This window comes from cyanobacterium endosymbiont of Epithemia turgida isolate EtSB Lake Yunoko, assembly GCF_000829235.1.
GTDB lineage: Bacteria > Cyanobacteriota > Cyanobacteriia > Cyanobacteriales > Microcystaceae > Rippkaea.
Genome location: NZ_AP012549.1, coordinates 232,970 through 250,651, shown reverse-complemented (window position 1 = coordinate 250,651; position 17,682 = coordinate 232,970). Strand labels below are relative to the sequence as shown.

7 protein-coding genes are annotated in these 17,682 nt (G+C 31.0%); 4 read left to right on the top strand and 3 right to left on the bottom strand.

The features are described 5' to 3' along the window. Positions 1-643: 643 nt before the first annotated feature. Both secA and ETSB_RS00685 read left to right on the top strand, forming a co-directional pair. Positions 644-3,454: a preprotein translocase subunit SecA gene (gene secA / locus ETSB_RS00690; protein ID WP_044105685.1), complete on the top strand. Its 2,811-nt coding sequence runs from the start codon at positions 644-646 to the stop codon at positions 3,452-3,454. Positions 3,455-5,221: 1,767 nt separating this feature from the next. Next, complete coding sequence (locus tag ETSB_RS00685; RefSeq protein ID WP_044105683.1) at positions 5,222-6,403, top strand: M20 family metallopeptidase; 1,182 nt, start codon at positions 5,222-5,224, stop codon at positions 6,401-6,403. 22 nt (positions 6,404-6,425) lie between these two features. On the opposite strand, the gene ETSB_RS00680 is transcribed toward ETSB_RS00685, so the two are convergent. Together ETSB_RS00680 and ETSB_RS00675 are read right to left on the bottom strand one after the other, a co-directional pair. Then, positions 6,426-7,226, bottom strand: coding sequence for a 5'-methylthioadenosine/S-adenosylhomocysteine nucleosidase family protein (locus tag ETSB_RS00680; RefSeq protein ID WP_070104597.1), 801 nt, complete (start codon positions 7,224-7,226; stop codon positions 6,426-6,428). A gap of 1,279 nt (positions 7,227-8,505) precedes the next feature. Beyond that, on the bottom strand, positions 8,506-10,560 hold the full coding sequence (locus ETSB_RS00675) for an NAD(P)H-quinone oxidoreductase subunit 5 (RefSeq protein WP_044105682.1): 2,055 nt from the start codon (positions 10,558-10,560) through the stop codon (positions 8,506-8,508). A gap of 378 nt (positions 10,561-10,938) precedes the next feature. On the opposite strand from ETSB_RS00675, the gene ETSB_RS00670 reads away from it, so the two are divergent. Further along, complete coding sequence (locus ETSB_RS00670) at positions 10,939-11,382, top strand: Hsp20/alpha crystallin family protein (RefSeq protein WP_044105680.1); 444 nt, start codon at positions 10,939-10,941, stop codon at positions 11,380-11,382. Positions 11,383-11,776: 394 nt separating this feature from the next. Here the strand turns inward: ETSB_RS00670 and ETSB_RS00665 are convergent, their stop codons facing one another. Continuing rightward, positions 11,777-12,742: a lysylphosphatidylglycerol synthase domain-containing protein gene (locus ETSB_RS00665; protein ID WP_044105678.1), complete on the bottom strand. Its 966-nt coding sequence runs from the start codon at positions 12,740-12,742 to the stop codon at positions 11,777-11,779. A 2,693-nt stretch (positions 12,743-15,435) separates the two neighbouring features. On the opposite strand from ETSB_RS00665, the gene ETSB_RS00660 reads away from it, so the two are divergent. Next, positions 15,436-15,942: an SH3 domain-containing protein gene (locus tag ETSB_RS00660; RefSeq protein WP_044105677.1), complete on the top strand. Its 507-nt coding sequence runs from the start codon at positions 15,436-15,438 to the stop codon at positions 15,940-15,942. Positions 15,943-17,682 lie beyond the last annotated feature (1,740 nt).

The window sequence follows — 17,682 nt, the reverse complement described above, 5'->3', positions numbered from 1 at the left end:
CATTTTACCTTAAGAAAAAATTTTGGTAGCAAAATAATACTGTTAATAATGCCTATGTCTTTTGTCCAAATTTTTGAGTCTTTAAAATCATTGATCTTTAATGTTATAAAAATATCTTTTATTTTATGTTGTCGACTTATGACTATTAAACTGTTATACATGAGTTTTTAAAATAGTTATTTATTTAATTTATAAAAATTTATTCAATGGAATAACTATGTCTATTCAGTTTATCTTCCACTTTTATAGACTAATAATTATAAATTATTGATATTTATTAACTATCAATGATTTATTGTGACAGTGTTCTTTAACTATAAAAACCCAGTTTATATATAAACTGGGTTTTTATAGTTTTTTAGATTTTGCAAATCAATGCTTTTATATTTTATTTATTAGAGTTTTGTTACACCTACTATATACGAGTTCAATTTTATTATTGTTGACTATAGGTTGTCATGATAAATTCTTTCCTCATCTCTTCAATATCAAGGTAAAAACTCGGTACTAAAACCTAGATGATACAATGATTTATAACTTTTTTGTCAGTTCTCAATCTTTATAGCTTAAGATAAAAATCGTCATTTCAGGCATCTTAGAGCCTCAATCCTCAAATAATTAGAATAAGTTCCAAAAGAAACCTATGCTTAAAACTTTATTTGGTGACCCAAACACCCGCAAACTCAAAAAATTTTATTCTTTAGTCACAGAAGTTAATGTACTTGAAGAAGACATTCAAAAATTATCCGATGAAGAACTCAAGCAGAAAACAGTCGAATTTAGAGAAGTGATTGACAAAGCGAAAGATAATGAGGAGTTAGAAGATATCTTAGATGAGATTCTGCCTGAAGCCTTTGCTGTGGTACGAGAAGCTGGAATTCGAGTCTTAGGGATGCGCCACTTTGATGTTCAGATTCTCGGTGGAATTGTTTTACACAAAGGGCAAATTGCAGAAATGAAAACAGGAGAAGGGAAAACCTTAGTAGCAACCCTTCCTGCCTATCTTAATGGATTAACTGGAAAAGGAGTCCATGTTGTTACCGTAAACGACTACTTAGCCCGTCGGGATGCTGAATGGATGGGACAGGTTCATCGTTTTTTAGGACTCAGTGTCGGATTAATTCAAGCGGGAATGAGTCCTGATGAACGAAAGAAAAACTATGCTTGTGACATTACATACACCACCAATAGTGAATTAGGGTTTGATTATCTACGGGATAATATGGCCACTGCTATGGCTGAAGTAGTTCAACTGCCTTTCGAATACTGCATCATTGACGAAGTAGATTCTATTTTAATTGATGAAGCTCGAACCCCTCTGATTATTTCAGGACAGATAGAACGTCCTACCGAAAAATATCTCAAAGCAGCCTCCATTGCTGCGCAACTCATCGCTCAAAAAAGTGAAGAAGAACCAGGAGACTACGAAGTAGACGAAAAAGCTCGGAACATTTTAATGACGGATCAAGGGTTCGAGAAAGCGGAGGAATTATTGAAGGTTAAGGATCTCTACGATCAAGAAAATCCTTGGGCACACTATATTTTTAATGCTATTAAAGCTAAGGAATTATTTGTTAAAGACGTCAACTATATGATCCGCAATAAAGAAGTTGTAATTGTTGATGAATTTACCGGGCGGGTGCTACCTGGACGACGGTGGAGTGACGGATTACACCAAGCTATTGAAGCAAAAGAAGGAGTGAATATTCAAAAGGAAACTCAGACTCTAGCTACCATTACCTATCAAAATTTCTTTCTTCTTTATCCTAAACTTTCAGGTATGACAGGAACCGCAAAAACTGAAGAAACAGAACTTGAAAAAGTCTATAATCTTCAAGTTACCATTATTCCCACCAACCGACCTTCCCAACGCTACGATTTTCCTGATGTTGTCTATAAAACCGAAACCGCCAAATGGCGAGCCGTAGCCGATGAAGTGGAGAAGTTACACCATCAAGGACGTCCTATCCTGGTAGGAACTACCAGTGTTGAAAAATCAGAAGTTCTTTCCCAACTTTTGCAGACAAAAAAAATTCCCCATAATCTTCTCAATGCTCGTCCTGAAAACGTGGAGCGGGAATCAGAAATTATCGCCCAAGCTGGACGTAAAGGTTCAGTTACTATCTCTACCAATATGGCAGGACGAGGAACTGACATCATTTTAGGGGGCAATGCTGACTATATGGCACGGCTAAAAATTCGGGAATTCCTTATGCCTCAAATTGTGATGCCTGAAGATGATGGTATAGTGGCGGCGACGGTGGGTAATGGTCGAGGTAGTCGGTCTCAAGGATTCGGGAAAGAAAAGAAGAAAACCAAAAACTGGAGTCCTTCTGATTCAGATATTTTTCCCACTCAGCTTTCTCCTGAAATCGAAGAGATGCTGAAAGCTATGCTAAAAATAGCTGTTGATAATTACGGACAACAAAGTTTATCGGAACTTGAAGCTGAGGAGAAAATTGCAGTTGCTTCAGAAAAAGCTCCCACCAAAGACCCTGTGATTAAAAAATTGCGGGAAGTTTATAAAGCTATTCGTCAATCCTACGAAACTGTTACCAATAAGGAACAAAATGAAGTGGTGGAATTAGGCGGACTCAACGTGATGGGGACTGAACGTCACGAGTCCCGACGCATTGATAACCAATTACGGGGACGAGCAGGACGACAAGGTGACCCAGGATCAACAAAATTTTTCTTAAGTTTAGAAGATAATCTATTAAGAATTTTTGGGGGTGATCGCGTAGCCGGTTTGATGAATGCTTTTCGTGTTGAAGAAGATATGCCCATCGAGTCCAAGATGCTCACCCGTTCTCTAGAGGGTGCTCAGAAAAAGGTGGAAACTTTCTATTACGATACCCGTAAACAAGTGTTTGAATACGATGAGGTGATGAATAACCAACGTCGCGCTATCTACGCTGAACGTCGTCGAGTTCTTGAAGGGTTAGATCTTAAGGAACAAGTTCTCCAGTACGCTGAGAAAACCATGGATGAAATTGTAGATGCCTACGTGAACCCAGAATTACCCTCCGAAGAATGGGATGTAGACAATTTGGTGAGTAAAGTCAAGGAATTCGTTTATCTCTTACAGGACATTACTGCTAAAGAGATGGAAGATATGACCGTTAGTGAAATGAAGGTATTTCTCAATGAAGAGGTACGTAAAGCTTACGATATAAAAGAAGATGAAGTAGATAAAATTCGCCCTGGTTTGATGCGCGAAGCCGAACGGTTTTTTATTTTACAACAAATTGATACTCTATGGCGCGAACATCTCCAGGCGATGGATGCATTACGAGAGTCTGTTGGTTTACGAGGTTATGGACAAAAAGATCCCTTAATTGAATATAAGCAAGAAGGGTATGAAATGTTCTTAGAAATGATGATTGATATTCGTCGAAATGTAGTATATTCATTATTTCAGTTTCAACCACAAGGACAACCTCAAACTGCTTGAATTTTAGTGATATTGTCGAGGATTAAAAAACAATCCTCGAGGGGTTTTTAAGAAAATTAAGCTATTTTAAAAAATTATTTTAATAATTAAGCTATTTAAAAACTTAATTATTAAAATAAAAACAATAAGATTATTGTTAATAACACTGTTTTTATAGGTTTTATTGAAAATAAATTTAAATATGAAAATTATGATTTTAACAACTAACAATATTAAGCTAGTTTACTGTGAATAATTTTTCTTTAAAGTTATGCTATTTTATTCATTATTTGATGATAGTTTGCTAAGGTTGAGCTTTTTGTTTTTTTCAATGTGTACTATTTGAGGACTAACTTCTCCCATGAAATCTCCGCTTTTGTTCTAAGACTATGTAGCTCCGCTGGAATCGATACTCTATTTAGAACAAAAGTCTATTGACTAAAATTAAATATAGTCTCGGAGCCAATGATCGCATTTATGTGAATGTCTTTCATATTAAAAAAATTACTGAAAAATACCAAATTATAGTATATAGAACACTGTTAATATCTATATTAGGAATTGTACTATAGTTTATAGTAACTATTGAGCATAATAATACGCTCAACATATTAAACACTCTATATATTACCGTCAATTTATTAATTCCTCGATTTCTGCTTGTAGAGATTTAAAAACCAATAATTCAGGCTTTTAATCTCTTCCCCATTCTCGAAAAACAACAATTTTACACAATCGCTAATCTTAATAAAGTTCAAATTTGCCGTCAATTTCAAAGATACCCCCTGATATTAAACCTTAATTTGTAGACATAGCTCAGAGAAAGAAAGAAGGATTCGGCAAGATATTATCTTACGCTACGGGAATACAGTCATTATTTCCTCTGAAGACAATATTGATATCACTCAGACTCGTATTGTATATTCTACAATACGAGTCTGGGGTGATGAGCCAATCGAAAATTAATGTAGGAAGTGCATCGGCTAGAATCTTATCGAGTCGTTCCCAACATAAGTTTGGGAAGAAGTAAAAAATCTAGCAGTCGACAATAATCTCTGAAACTTACTGTTGCTATCAAATGAACCAATAGAGTTAAAAACCTAGCCGACATTCGTAAAATAGAAATATGTCCTCTAAACCGTGATGTTTCCTAACAGAACATTCAGGTAAATTTATGGAAGTTACTACAAAGAGGTGATATCCAACCAAGCGAATGTTATCCTACAAAAAGGAGATACCATTGCAATTCCTAAGTCCGAAAATATATCTCCAAAATAATCTACAATCATTAAAGCTGCTAGTTTTTTCAGAGTATAGTCAGGGTTAATGTAGTGGATGTGTATTCAACTGGAATTGCAAAAGTCTTTTCCTATATTACTTATTGATTGCCTTTGGCTTCACCAACTGTTTCTTTTTACTTTAGATTATGAAAATAATCAACTACTATTTGAGTTTCAATGGCATCTATAGCTATTAATTCAGCCTAAATAAACAAACTACCAAGTTTAACTGTAATTTTTTAGTCTAATCAGACCAAAAGAATTCCATAAAAACTATTGTTCTCTTCTAAGAAAAACTTAATAAATGTAGAATTTACATCACAAACATTGACTAATCTTATGCTTATTTAAGTTTATTCACGATTTAAGTTTATTCATAATTTAAGTCTATATTATAGAAATATGTATAAATAAGCATAGTGAAGCTCTCATTAAGTTAAAAATCCATACCTTAACTTTGAGTTTAGTATACAAGAAACATTATAAGCTTCCTAATTACTCAAGTCTCATGTTTTCTGAAATTAAAGATCTCACCGAGTCTCTGTTTCCCAGACTTCTTGAAATTCGCCGTCACTTTCACGCTCACCCTGAACTAAGTGGACAAGAGTACCAAACTGCTGCATATGTGGCGGGTGTTCTTTCTTCGTGCGGTATTCGCGTTCAAGAAAATGTAGGAAAAACTGGAGTAGTAGGAAACTTAAACGGAAACGGAACAGATCCGCGTCTCCTAGCTATTCGTACCGATATGGATGCTCTGCCGATAGATGAGCAAACAAACCTAGAATTTGCTTCGTGTAAACCTGGTATTATGCATGCTTGTGGACACGACGTTCATACAACGGTGGGGTTAGGAGCCGCTATGGTTCTTTCTAAGTTAGCTAAACAATTGTCAGGAAACGTAAGATTTTTATTTCAACCTGCAGAAGAAATTGCCCAAGGAGCAAGCTGGATGCTTCAGGACGGAGCAATGCGCGATGTGAATGCAATTTTTGGACTACATGTCTTTCCTTCTCTTCAAGCCCGTTCCGTGGGAATTAGATACGGAGCTTTTACCGCTGCAGCTGATGACATAGAAATTTTTATTCAAGGAGAGTCAGGTCACGGAGCTCGTCCCCATAAAGCTATTGACGCCATTTGGATTGCTTCTCAGGTCATTACGACTCTTCAACAAGCTATTAGTCGAACTCAAAATCCTTTACGTCCTGTAGTATTAACTATTGGGCAAATTAACGGTGGCCGCGCTCCTAATATCATTGCAGATCAGGTAAGAATGTCCGGCACAGTACGATCTCTTCATCCTGATACCCGCACCAATTTACCTCAGTGGATTGAAAAAATAGTCGCTAATGTCTGTGATACTTATGGAGCAAAATATAAGGTTGATTATCGTCAGGGAGTTCCTTCGGTGCAAAATAACATAGAATTGACTCGAATTCTTGAATCTACTTGTAGAGAAGCTTGGGGAAATGATCGTCTACACATTTTAGCTGAACCATCTTTGGGCGCAGAGGATTTTTCCCTTTACCTTGAACACGCTCCAGGAAGTATGTTTCGTTTGGGAGTAGGATTTTCAGAAAAGCTCAATCATCCGTTACATCATCCTCAATTCGAGGTAGATGAGTCCGCTATCTTGACAGGGGTTATTACTCTGTCCTATGCCGCCTATAAATATTATCAGTATTCCAAATAAATATATAGTAATTAGAAATAATTCATGAGATATTTCTGTCATTTGTTTCTTTTGAATAAAATTGGGTTTCTATAACCGATGTGGTGATTGCTGTGGCAAGATCCTTTGAAACTTGTTTCAGTGTTTTTAAACCTTTTAGAGAACTTCTAATCAAATGAATTGAACTTAGAGGATTTTTGGACATTTGAAATGTTAATATCCAAGGATTGAAGCTTCCATCTTTTCTGAATGCAGGGGTTAAATTAGGTAAATTCTGTTGACAGCTATCACTAATAACTCTAATCATAGCAACAGGAATTTTAAAATAGCCACAAAACTCTAAAAGGGGAATTCCTTCCATATCTACTACATCAGCTTGATAACGTTGTCCTAATTGCCATTTTTCCTCAGCCGAAGAAATTATGTGATCGCTTGTCACCCCTTTGCCCCGTATAATCTTCTTATTAAGATAATGATACACTAAATTACCTAGATTTATATCGCAAGTTTGCCAGAGTAGAGGCAAGGTATTGTTTGAAATTAAACAACATTTTTGGTAAATAATCTTATCGCCTACCTGATATTTTGGGGATAAACTTCCGCCTAACCCCATTAATAAGATTCCTTTAGGAGGATGATCAACGAATTTATGAATTTGCTGCCATTGTTCAAGATAACTTTTAAAAGGTAAAAGTCCTGCAGGAATCTGAATGATTTTAATTTTAGGACTAAATTGCTTTACTTCTCTGAATCCTTCACAAACGACTTTATACTCAATTCCTTGGGGAACTAGAATCATGTCGATATAGTTTGTGAGAGAAATACTATGTAAGGATGAATACATTTTATTGATAACCCACTCCTTGTTTTAAAAAAGTTTTTATTTGATTTTTTACCTTTTGAGAAACTATGCCAATTCTAAAAAAGCTGATAAAAAAATGATCATAGCATAAAAATAGTATATCAATACTTTATTGAGTAAAAATACTAGATAAGTTTTTTAAAACTTTTATTTTATATATCTATAATTAATTTTTAACTAAAATTTTTAATATTATTCATTTAAATCAAGTTGTTTAACAGTTTACTCGTGATAAAACATTAGTGTTTATTCATGCCAGCCTAAACTTAATATCAAAGAGGTATTTTAAAAAAATTAAGGCATCGGGTTGTAGAAAACTTAATCTCTCACACATTATCGCTAGCTTAGATGTCTAAAGGGAAGCTTTAACAGAGGAACTTATCTGAATACTTTTCAGATAAGTTTTAAAAAGATTTTGTATTTCTACACTCAAGTAATTATAGTAAAATCTATATCACTCCTATTGATATTTTTTAGAGTGACTTCCTTGAGTAAAACTTGATTTAACTACTATAAGGATACAAGGCATATTATTTTTTTGTACTATTAGTAGTATATTGTTGATTTTGTTTATTGTCAAAGCAAGTTTTATATAATTTTTTCTCTTAAATACTTCTTTGTCTGGTGTATTTACTTTTTATCATACGTAGTTTTTATTAGTTATTCCTGATTTATCATATCTATGAATTATATTATATTTAGCAATATTATTTATTTATAAAATTACCGTTGTTTTGTAATTTATATCATTATTTTACCCAATAAAAATTTTAAAATTTTATTTATTCTAGATTTTGTTTAATTTTTCTGTTGATTAGTAATTGCCATCTTAATTTATATTTTTGATGTTTGGTAAATATAAATATAAATTTTTATTTTTAAAAATAAAAATTCGATATATTACTATATTTTCATATTTTATTTGAATGGCTTTAATCTCTTTTTGGCTAGATAAAAAATATAAACTAATGGCTTAATCAATAGATTTTTTATAGATATTTAAGTAACAATTTGATAATTAAAATAATTTTTAGAAAAGTTTTTTATTTTTCTTGTATTTTTGAGTTGTTTGTTAAACTATTTTTATGTTTTATACTTATTTTCTTTTATTTACAAGTCTTAATTTAATAGCTAAAGTTAATTGATATTTTTTCAATCAGATAATTAGATAAATTTTTATTATTTTTTTATAAATTAAATTATAAAAAAAGAGGGCAAAAAGCCCTCTCACTCTAGTCACCAAATTAGGTTTAAATTAGTGTCAAACTACACTAAAAACAATTGTTAATCCTAAGACTGCCCCAAAGACGATTAAAGCATAGAATTGAACGCGACCATTTTCCAGATATTTCAATCCTTCTCCACTTATAATAGTAGTCAAACCGGTTAGATTAACTGCCCCATCAATGACACGATAATCTACTTCCATAATTTGACGAGCTAACCGACGACACTTCATAACAAAAACATTGTGATAAACATCGTCGAAGTACCATTTATTGAGAGAAAATTGATACAAAGTTGGATATTTTTTAGCAATTGCTGCGGGATCAATTTTATGTTGCAAATACATCAAAGAAGCAACTGTAATTCCGATGACGGCAATACCGACAGAAGTTCCGGCCATAATTAAAAACTCGGTCCAATCAAAATGAGCAGTTTCCTCAATGACTTCTCTTGAGGTAAGAATAAACTTTTCAAATCTGTTATCCCAAGGTTTTCCCAATAAACCGATAAAAGCTGAAGGAATCGCCAAAATCAACAAGGGTAAAGTCATAGTCCAAGGAGACTCATGAGGAGAACAGTTATGATCGTGTACATGATCATTATCATGGTCTGATTTACTAATTTCCATTACCCCTGGACTGAATTTAGGAAAAGGAGAAGATGCATCCAAAGAAGCTAACAATTGATTTTTGATAGCTTGATCATTGCCGCGAAATTCTCCTTCAAAGGTCATGAAATACATACGGAACATATAAAATGCAGTAAGTCCCGCAGTCAACCAACCCACTAACCATAATGTGGGGTTAACCTTAAACGCAAGACCGAGAATTTCATCTTTTGACCAAAACCCTGCAAAAGGAGGAATTCCACAAATAGCTAAAGTTCCTACTAAAAAAGCTAAAGAAGTTAGAGGCATATACTTACGTAATCCACCCATTAATCGCATATCTTGAGCCAAAATAGGTTTATGACCCACAACTCCCTCCATTCCATGGATAACAGACCCAGAACAAAGGAACAACATAGCTTTGAAATAAGCATGGGTCATCAGATGAAATAATCCAGCACTATACGCCCCAATTCCCATAGCCATTACCATGTAACCCAATTGAGAAATAGTGGAATAGGCTAACCCTTTTTTGATATCATTTTGAGTCAAAGCAATAGTCGCGCCTAAAAAGGAGGTTAACGCTCCGACCCAAGCAATAGTAGACATTGCTACCGGAATTTGTTCAAAGACAGGGTACATCCGCGCTATAAGAAAAACTCCAGCTGCTACCATTGTTGCAGCGTGAATTAAAGCAGAAATAGGAGTAGGACCTTCCATTGCATCTGGTAGCCAAACATGGAGAGGAAATTGGGCTGATTTAGCCACAGGACCCAAAAAAACTAAAATGGCAAATACAGCAGCTAAAGCAGGGGCTATGGTACCTACAGAAATTAATTCTTCGAGACGTTCACCTATGATGTGAAAATCAAAGCTTCCAGTTGTCCAGTACAGCCCTAACATTCCCAAAAGTAGTCCAAAATCTCCTACACGGTTGGTTACAAAAGCTTTTTGACAAGCATCTGCAGCAGCTTTGCGATCGAACCAAAAGCCGATCAAAAGATAGGAACACATTCCCACTAATTCCCAGAAAATGTAAACCTGGACTAGGTTAGGACTAATGACCAATCCCAGCATTGATGCACTAAAAATGCTTAAATAAGCGTAGAATCGGACGTATCCAGAGTCATGTGCCATATAACCATCAGTGTATACCATTACCAAAAAAGCAACGGTGGTAACGATAACATTCATTAAGGCACTGAGATGATCGATGGTATAACCCATATTAAGGTGAAAATCGCCTGCTGCAGCCCATTCAATCATACGAGTATAGCTAGCATGTCCTTGAATTTGACTCCATAACAGAGTGAAGGACATCACCATCGATAATCCTAATAAGGAGAGGATGAAGACCGCATTTATCTGTCGTAGGCGGTTAGTTCCTTGATTAAAGGAAATAAGTCCTAACCCGACTAACATCGCCCCAACTAAGGGTAGGACGGGTATTAACCAGGCGTATTCATAAAGAGTTTCACTCATGTACTTTTCTAAACACTAGAGGTTACAAGATAATTGGAACATAGCCTGATGACTATGGCGAGTGAACAAGAAGTTAGAGTTGATTCATGTTCAGCCATATTCTACAAACCTACTCTTTAGTGTACGTCAGTCTTTTCGTCTAAATTACGAATTATCAATTAAAAATCTCAAGGAGTTGGGGATTAGAAGTTAGAGATAGGAAAAAAACGTAACCTCAAAGTCTTATCTTCTAAATACTTTTTCATTTAAATTTTATAGGGAAATTACATTTTATATTGTTGTATAAACCGTATTGTACTAATCATATAGTCTTGTTTAAACTGTAATCAGTACAGTAAATAAGTCAAAGTACTAGATTAAAGTTGATGGAGGTTTGATATGACACTTATTCGTTACAGAAACAACCGTGAATTAGATACTCTACAACACCAAATGAACCGTTTATTTGATGATGTATTTTCCCCTACTGTTGGAAAGAACATGAAAGAGTTTGCTTCTATACCTGCAGCTGAACTTTCGGAAACTAGTGAAGCGATTTTACTTAAATTAGAACTCCCTGGAATGAAAGCAGAAAATATAGATATTCAGTTGACTAAAGAAGCTGTTTATATTAAAGGTGAACGTGTGCAGGAAGTCGTTTCCGAAGATCAAGGGGTAACTCAAAGTGAGTTCCGTTATGGTAAGTTTGAACGGGTGGTTGCACTTCCTTCTTTAGTTGACAAGAGTAATGTTGCTGCTGAATATAAAGACGGCATTCTTCACTTAAGTATTCCTAAGGCTGAAGATGAAAAAAATAAGATTGTTAAAGTAAATATTAGTTAGTCATTGGGAGTAGTCACATAGCTTAACTTTCTAGTTAAACAACTTCTCAGATCATTATCTGAGAAGTTGTTAGCTTTTTCCTGATTTTACAATTACTAAATAATAATAAAATTTTTATTATCTTTCTTTTCAAAATACCTCTTAATAACTCCTTAATAACTCCTTAATAAATTTTATATTTTTAATAAAGTTAGATGAATAGATATCTATTTATCTAACTTTAACTACATATTTATTGATAGAGATATTAGCCTATTTTCAATACAGTAATTTTTTAAAATATGTCTTATAAAAGACTATAGTTTGTTTAATAAGAATAAAAAATTTTTGATATTTTTTCTATATTGTAAATTGTAAAAAAAAAATAAATTTAGTATGTGAAGTAAAAATAAGTTTATAAATACTCTTTTAAAAAAATCTGGTTAGGTGTAAAAAAAAACTTTTTAAATTCATATTTTCCAAGTAATAAGACAGATATAGTTAAAGGAATAAAATAATAAACTAGTCGATATATTAAAAGAAAACCAAATATTTTTTCTGTAGAAATAAAGGGAGATAAAAATAAAAGTATAACTGTTTCAAAAATTCCTAACCCACCTGGAACGTTACTTGCTAATCCAGCTATTTGTGCTAACATATATATTCCTAAAAAAGTTGAATAAGAAAAAGAAACATATCCACTCAAAATAGAGTAAAAAACTGCTGCAGCTAATGACCAATCTAATGCGGATACAATTAGCTGACATAAAGCCATTTTGATGGAAACATTAGGCAAAGTCCATTGACCAATCTTCACTGGCTTTTTACAGATAGTTGTTAAGAATAAGTAAACTAAAATAATTAAAAGAAAAATAACTCCTAATGTCTGTACTGATACAAATGGTAAACTTAATAAATGAGGAATTTCTAAAGGATTTGTTGTAAAAATAATCGCTCCCATAAACAATAATCCTAAAATAAAAGTTAAATTACAAAAAGCAGAAATTTGAGTTATAGAAATTGCAGATAATCCCCAATTAGAATATAAACGATAGCGAATCATACAACTACTAATTAAAGCAAAACCAACACTATTACTAATTCCTGAACAAATAACACTTACTAAAGCTTTTTTAGAATAGGAAAGAGTATGATGAACATAATTTACTGCTAGACAGTCATATCCTGTCATGATTACATAGTTTAAGCTCATTAAAACAATTGCTCTCAGAATATTAGACAAGGGAACTGTCGATAAAGCATTCCAAATATTTTGAGTACTGTAGTAGTGGAAATTTTCATGGATTGTCCAAAGGGATAAAATAAAAATTACTAAGCTAGAACAAGATGTAAGTAAGCGAAAAAAAATGCTATTAAACATACTAATAAATTAAATTTTTATATAAAAAATATCTACAAACAGAACTGATTTACAAATCAAATATCTCTTGTAAAAAATATTGATTAAATTAATTACTATTATTGTCAAATCACAGTTCAAATAAAATTAAAAAAACTTTAAACTATATTTTTATGTAATTAAAAGATACTAGTTGGTTAAGAATTTAAAGTAAAAAATTGACTTATCTCTACTAAAACTAGTTTTAGTAGAGATAAGTTAAGTTAATATTTACATTATAATTAAAGATTTAAGATTTATCTATGATTATTTTATTAATAAAGATTATAAAATCTTTATTAATAAAATAATCATAATATCTTTACCCAAGATAAATATATGCTAACTTTTTTAGGAACTAGTTCTTGCTCTTTAACCTTATACAAGGATATATTGATTGGCTTTAGATAGTAGTTGTGTTGTTATCTATTTATTTTAATAAAAGTAGTAGATCTCGAAAAAATTGAACTTGTATTTTATCTTAATTCTTTACCATTAGACTGAGAAACAATATCCAATCTCCAAACATTATATTGTCAAACTTATTTAAAAACTTTGAATACTTTATTTTTTAAAATTATAAATAAATTTATGACTAAACTGATTTAAATACTCGATACTTATCATGATTGTCTGTATAAGTAAATCAAAATGTCTGTTTTTTGGTAATACATCGCTATTTGTTAAAAAATTTAAATAAAATAGCGACGATTGAATGACTCTATGAAAGGATATCAAATCTACTTGTGTGGAAGTTTTTTGTATAATTTACATTATTTTTAGTCAACTTAACTTAATACTAGATTTTATACTACTATTTTATTTAACTATTGCCTATTTTTTGTTAAATATATTTTTATAAATCAATCTTAAAAATGGGAATTATTTTATATTTCTATGATTGAGTGATTATGGCTGTAATTAAACTAAAATAATATATACTATATGATGTAATTAATTTTTAATTAAAATAATTTATTATTTATCATGTTTTTATGTGTTTCTCTCATACAGTAATTTAAAAGAATAATTATTTTAATTAAATTCTTGGATACATTGACTCTGTCAAGAAAGTAATTAATAGCTTTAGATTAAAATTTATTAATATCTAAGGCTTAGAATTATAATTACTTGAAAAGCAACTTTAAACACAAAAGTTACAAAGTACCTGGGATAAAAACTTAGCAAGTAATTTAATTTTTACTAAAAAACTTGCTAAATTTAAACAAATATTTTAACTTTAGACATGATCTAATAACGAAATTGGCGATAACTCATCACTAAAAATATATTTTGATGATGCATTGAAACTACTATTAAAAGCTTATTATTCCCCAACTTATAATCAAAATCCCTCAATTAAAAAGAAGTTAAAGGGACAATATACCCAACAGGCTCAAACCTTGAGATATTATTCTGCATATATTTTGATTTGGGACTTTGTGGATAGCTATTCAAAATAACTTCGATAAAAATTTGGTTAGTATAATCCTTTGCAAGCCTTAGAATTAGTCAAAAAAATATTTAAAACTAAGAACAAAATTTTAGAACCTTTTACCTAATTTTTCGTAAATATTTTTTTGACTTTTTTATCTTTTACATAACCTAAAAATATAACCAGAAAACATTGTTATTCTTGTCCCTGTAATCCAAATTATTTTAGAATTAGTTGACTTTTTTCCCTCCAACTAGCGACATAAGAGGTTAAGACGTATTAGTAATATTTTAATCTCTTATATTGCTATTCACAAGATACATAAACCTCAAAAATTAAATCTTATTTTTAAACAAAAATTTTAATTAATCTGTCAGAAACTAATCCATCATATTCATATTTTAGATATTAAATATGATCACTTTAATATTAGATAGTTTAGATAACTTTAAAAATTAGTTATTGAGGTGAGAAAGAATATTTAGTCAAAAACCATAACCTACTTTATTTTTATAGTTTTCTTTTAGTAGAAATACAAGAAACTGAAAATCTCTTAGTGTGAGAGCTATATTCTATGTATTAGTATTTATCATCATTACCTCTGAATGTAGAGCAGTTATTTGAATGGTTAATAAAATAATTAGGATTTTCGTGTCTGTCAGATGATTAATCTTATAGAAGTCCTAGTCCCTGCATATTATAGATTTGTGAAATTAATCAAGCGTTTAGAGAGTTGATAGCAAAGGAAATAGCAGAAGTAACAGCAGGTTTTTTCAAACCTTTATCACCTAGTTAGCGGAAAGAAAGTTTTTAATGTCTCTAGTCGCGATTGTCAATAATGTTCAGCTTGATTCCCTTAAATATTACGTAAAAGCTCCTTTGATAAAATTTTTTTGTAAGTCCGCCTATAGAAGAGGAACGTGAAGTCATTTTTAACGTCTCTCCATCTAGACTTCGATCTTGTAACTTGAAAAATTACAATATTAAATAGTTAGTTAGTTTATGAAACACCGAATTTTCTTGGGAAAGAAATTGAACAAGCTTTGATTAAGGACATGTACATTGGCTTTGCCCAAAAACAAATCGAGTCTATATCAATACCAAGCTCCTGTGGAGTAAGCTAGTCAAGCTTTCCTCATAAGTCGTTTACTGTAATATCATTTACGATTAACTTAGTCCGGGATTTAGAATTACTGTCTTAATCTTATGTCAAGTTTTAAAATCAAATTTTGAAGCAATTATGAAATATTTCTCTGTATTGTTACAATTTATTTTAGGATTCTTTGTAGGGATTCTTCTACTCGTTAGCGGGACTACAGCCTTAGCTTATGTAGTATTTTATCGTTTAAATACCTCACCTCCAAAACCTATTTTTGTCGAAGAAACCCCAAAAAAAGCCGCAGAGACGTCTAAAATTGAGTCTAATGCCCAACAAAAGGCTAAAAAATCTGAAGAAAAATCTCAAGAAGAAATAGCTGCTCAACAACCTCAAGCTTCTCCCGAAGTTGAGGAAGAAAAAAAAGAGGATTTGCCTTCCGGGGCTTATAAAGCCTCTGTTATTTGGCCTAGTGGTTTAAGTTTGCGGGCTGAACCTGACCAAGATGCTCAAAGGATTGGAGGTATTGATTACGAAGCTGAATTGATTATTTTGAAGACGAGTCTTGATGGAGACTGGCAAAATGTTCGTCTCTCTCAAAATGGGCAAGAAGGTTGGGTTAAAGCAGGAAATGTACAAAAAATAGAATAAAGAGTACAGTGGGTAAGACCCACTGTACTCTTTAGAAAAAAAAGCTTACTTTGAAAAACGTCAATATGAAAGATTTTTTAAAAAGGTACTTGTATAATTTATTGCTAAGGGTTTTATAAATAGATAACCCTAATAATTTTTATAACTGAGCCATGTTAGTGAATCTGATTGTAATTCAGTTTCCGCGTCTTTAGCCATAATTTTTATTTTTATAAAAACAGGATAAGTTTATTAATAGCACGTAAGTATATACTTACCTGATAAATTATCAATTAATTTTTAGAAAAAAATGGTAAATTAATGGAGATAACTTCATAAAAAATATCTTATGATAAAGTAATTGAAAAAAAATATTAATATTTTTTTTCTAAAGGCTAAAATTAGCCAGGTAGCTATAGACAATATTTTTTTAAAAAATAATTTTGGCAATTATTACTTTTTAAAAAAGACACTAAGGTCAGTTTAAATTTATTACTAGAGCAATAAATATTTTTTTTAGATACTGAATAGTTTATAAATTAAGTTCACCACTTTTTCGATTGTTAACTTTATTTTTAAATAATTTATTGACATATAGATAAATACTATTATAGTATATTTCTACTATAATAGTTCTATTATTATAATATAAGTAATTAAATAGCTAAGCAAACACTATCAATTATACCGGCACCTTATAGGTAAGAGTTAGAATAAAAAATAATTGTAGCCATACAAAACTTACATAAATTTAATATTTTTAAAAGGTTTAAATACTTTTAAAGTATACTTAAAAAAAATAATTTTATCATTTAAATAATAATTACTCTATTTGGGGAAAAGAATATCACTGCATAGAATATAAATTCTACGTATAAAAAATTAGAAGAACCTGTAATTAATTGCTAAAAGCAGAAATAAATATTTAGATAAAGTCATATTTAATGATATAGAAGGTTAGCTATATACTAATAGTAATAAATAAGAAAAATAATAAATATTAATATATAAAAATAGAGGATAAAAATATATTTATATTAGTTTCTTAAAAGAGAGAAATTTTTTAAATTTTTAATAAAAAAATAAAGATTTATTTAGATACTGATTATCTGAATATTTAATTTTTAAATTTTATCTAGAAAATAGAAGAAAAATCTATACGTCAACGATGATATCTTTTACCTGACTTTCTAGATTTAAACGAAATTGAGAATTGGTGACTTGTTGTAAAAACTTAACTCAAACAAATGTTGTCTAAGTTTGGAACAGTTAAAGAGTTTGTAGATACTGCTTTGAAAACCTATCTTAATATTTTTGCATTGTGCTATGGGAGCTACTAATAATCAGTACGTTAATAATTTTAAATAAATAATTATAAGGGAAAGATAGTCTATTTAAAACTTTAATTGAAAGATAAATAAATAGGTTTTAGCTTTACTATTGATAGTAAATAAATCTAGTATTAGAGGTTATAAAACAGTATAAAAATTTTAATTTTTTAAATATTGAAGTTAAAAATTATTTTTAAGGTTGTCGTTAACTGCTTCAATTAAAAAACGCTTAATTATTTAATTAAAATTAAATTGAATTTAATATTTTTTTGCATTTTATATTAATTGAGAGAAGTTATTGAAAAATTTTATTCATAAAATTTTTCAATAACTTCTCTAGTAAAGTACTTTCAGTATATGCTCTAAAGCTAAAAAAATATTGCTAATATATAAACGAAAATAATAATATATACCAGATTTATTAGTCTAT

Excerpts from the sequence above, each read along its gene's own strand:
- secA (WP_044105685.1), top strand. The coding sequence starts at position 644 with ATGCTTAAAACTTTATTTGGTGACCCAAACACCCGCAAACTCAAAAAA.
- ETSB_RS00685 (WP_044105683.1), top strand. The coding sequence starts at position 5,222 with ATGTTTTCTGAAATTAAAGATCTCACCGAGTCTCTGTTTCCCAGACTT.
- ETSB_RS00680 (WP_070104597.1), bottom strand. The coding sequence starts at position 7,226 with ATGTATTCATCCTTACATAGTATTTCTCTCACAAACTATATCGACATG.
- ETSB_RS00675 (WP_044105682.1), bottom strand. The coding sequence starts at position 10,560 with ATGAGTGAAACTCTTTATGAATACGCCTGGTTAATACCCGTCCTACCC.
- ETSB_RS00670 (WP_044105680.1), top strand. The coding sequence starts at position 10,939 with ATGACACTTATTCGTTACAGAAACAACCGTGAATTAGATACTCTACAA.
- ETSB_RS00665 (WP_044105678.1), bottom strand. The coding sequence starts at position 12,742 with ATGTTTAATAGCATTTTTTTTCGCTTACTTACATCTTGTTCTAGCTTA.
- ETSB_RS00660 (WP_044105677.1), top strand. The coding sequence starts at position 15,436 with ATGAAATATTTCTCTGTATTGTTACAATTTATTTTAGGATTCTTTGTA.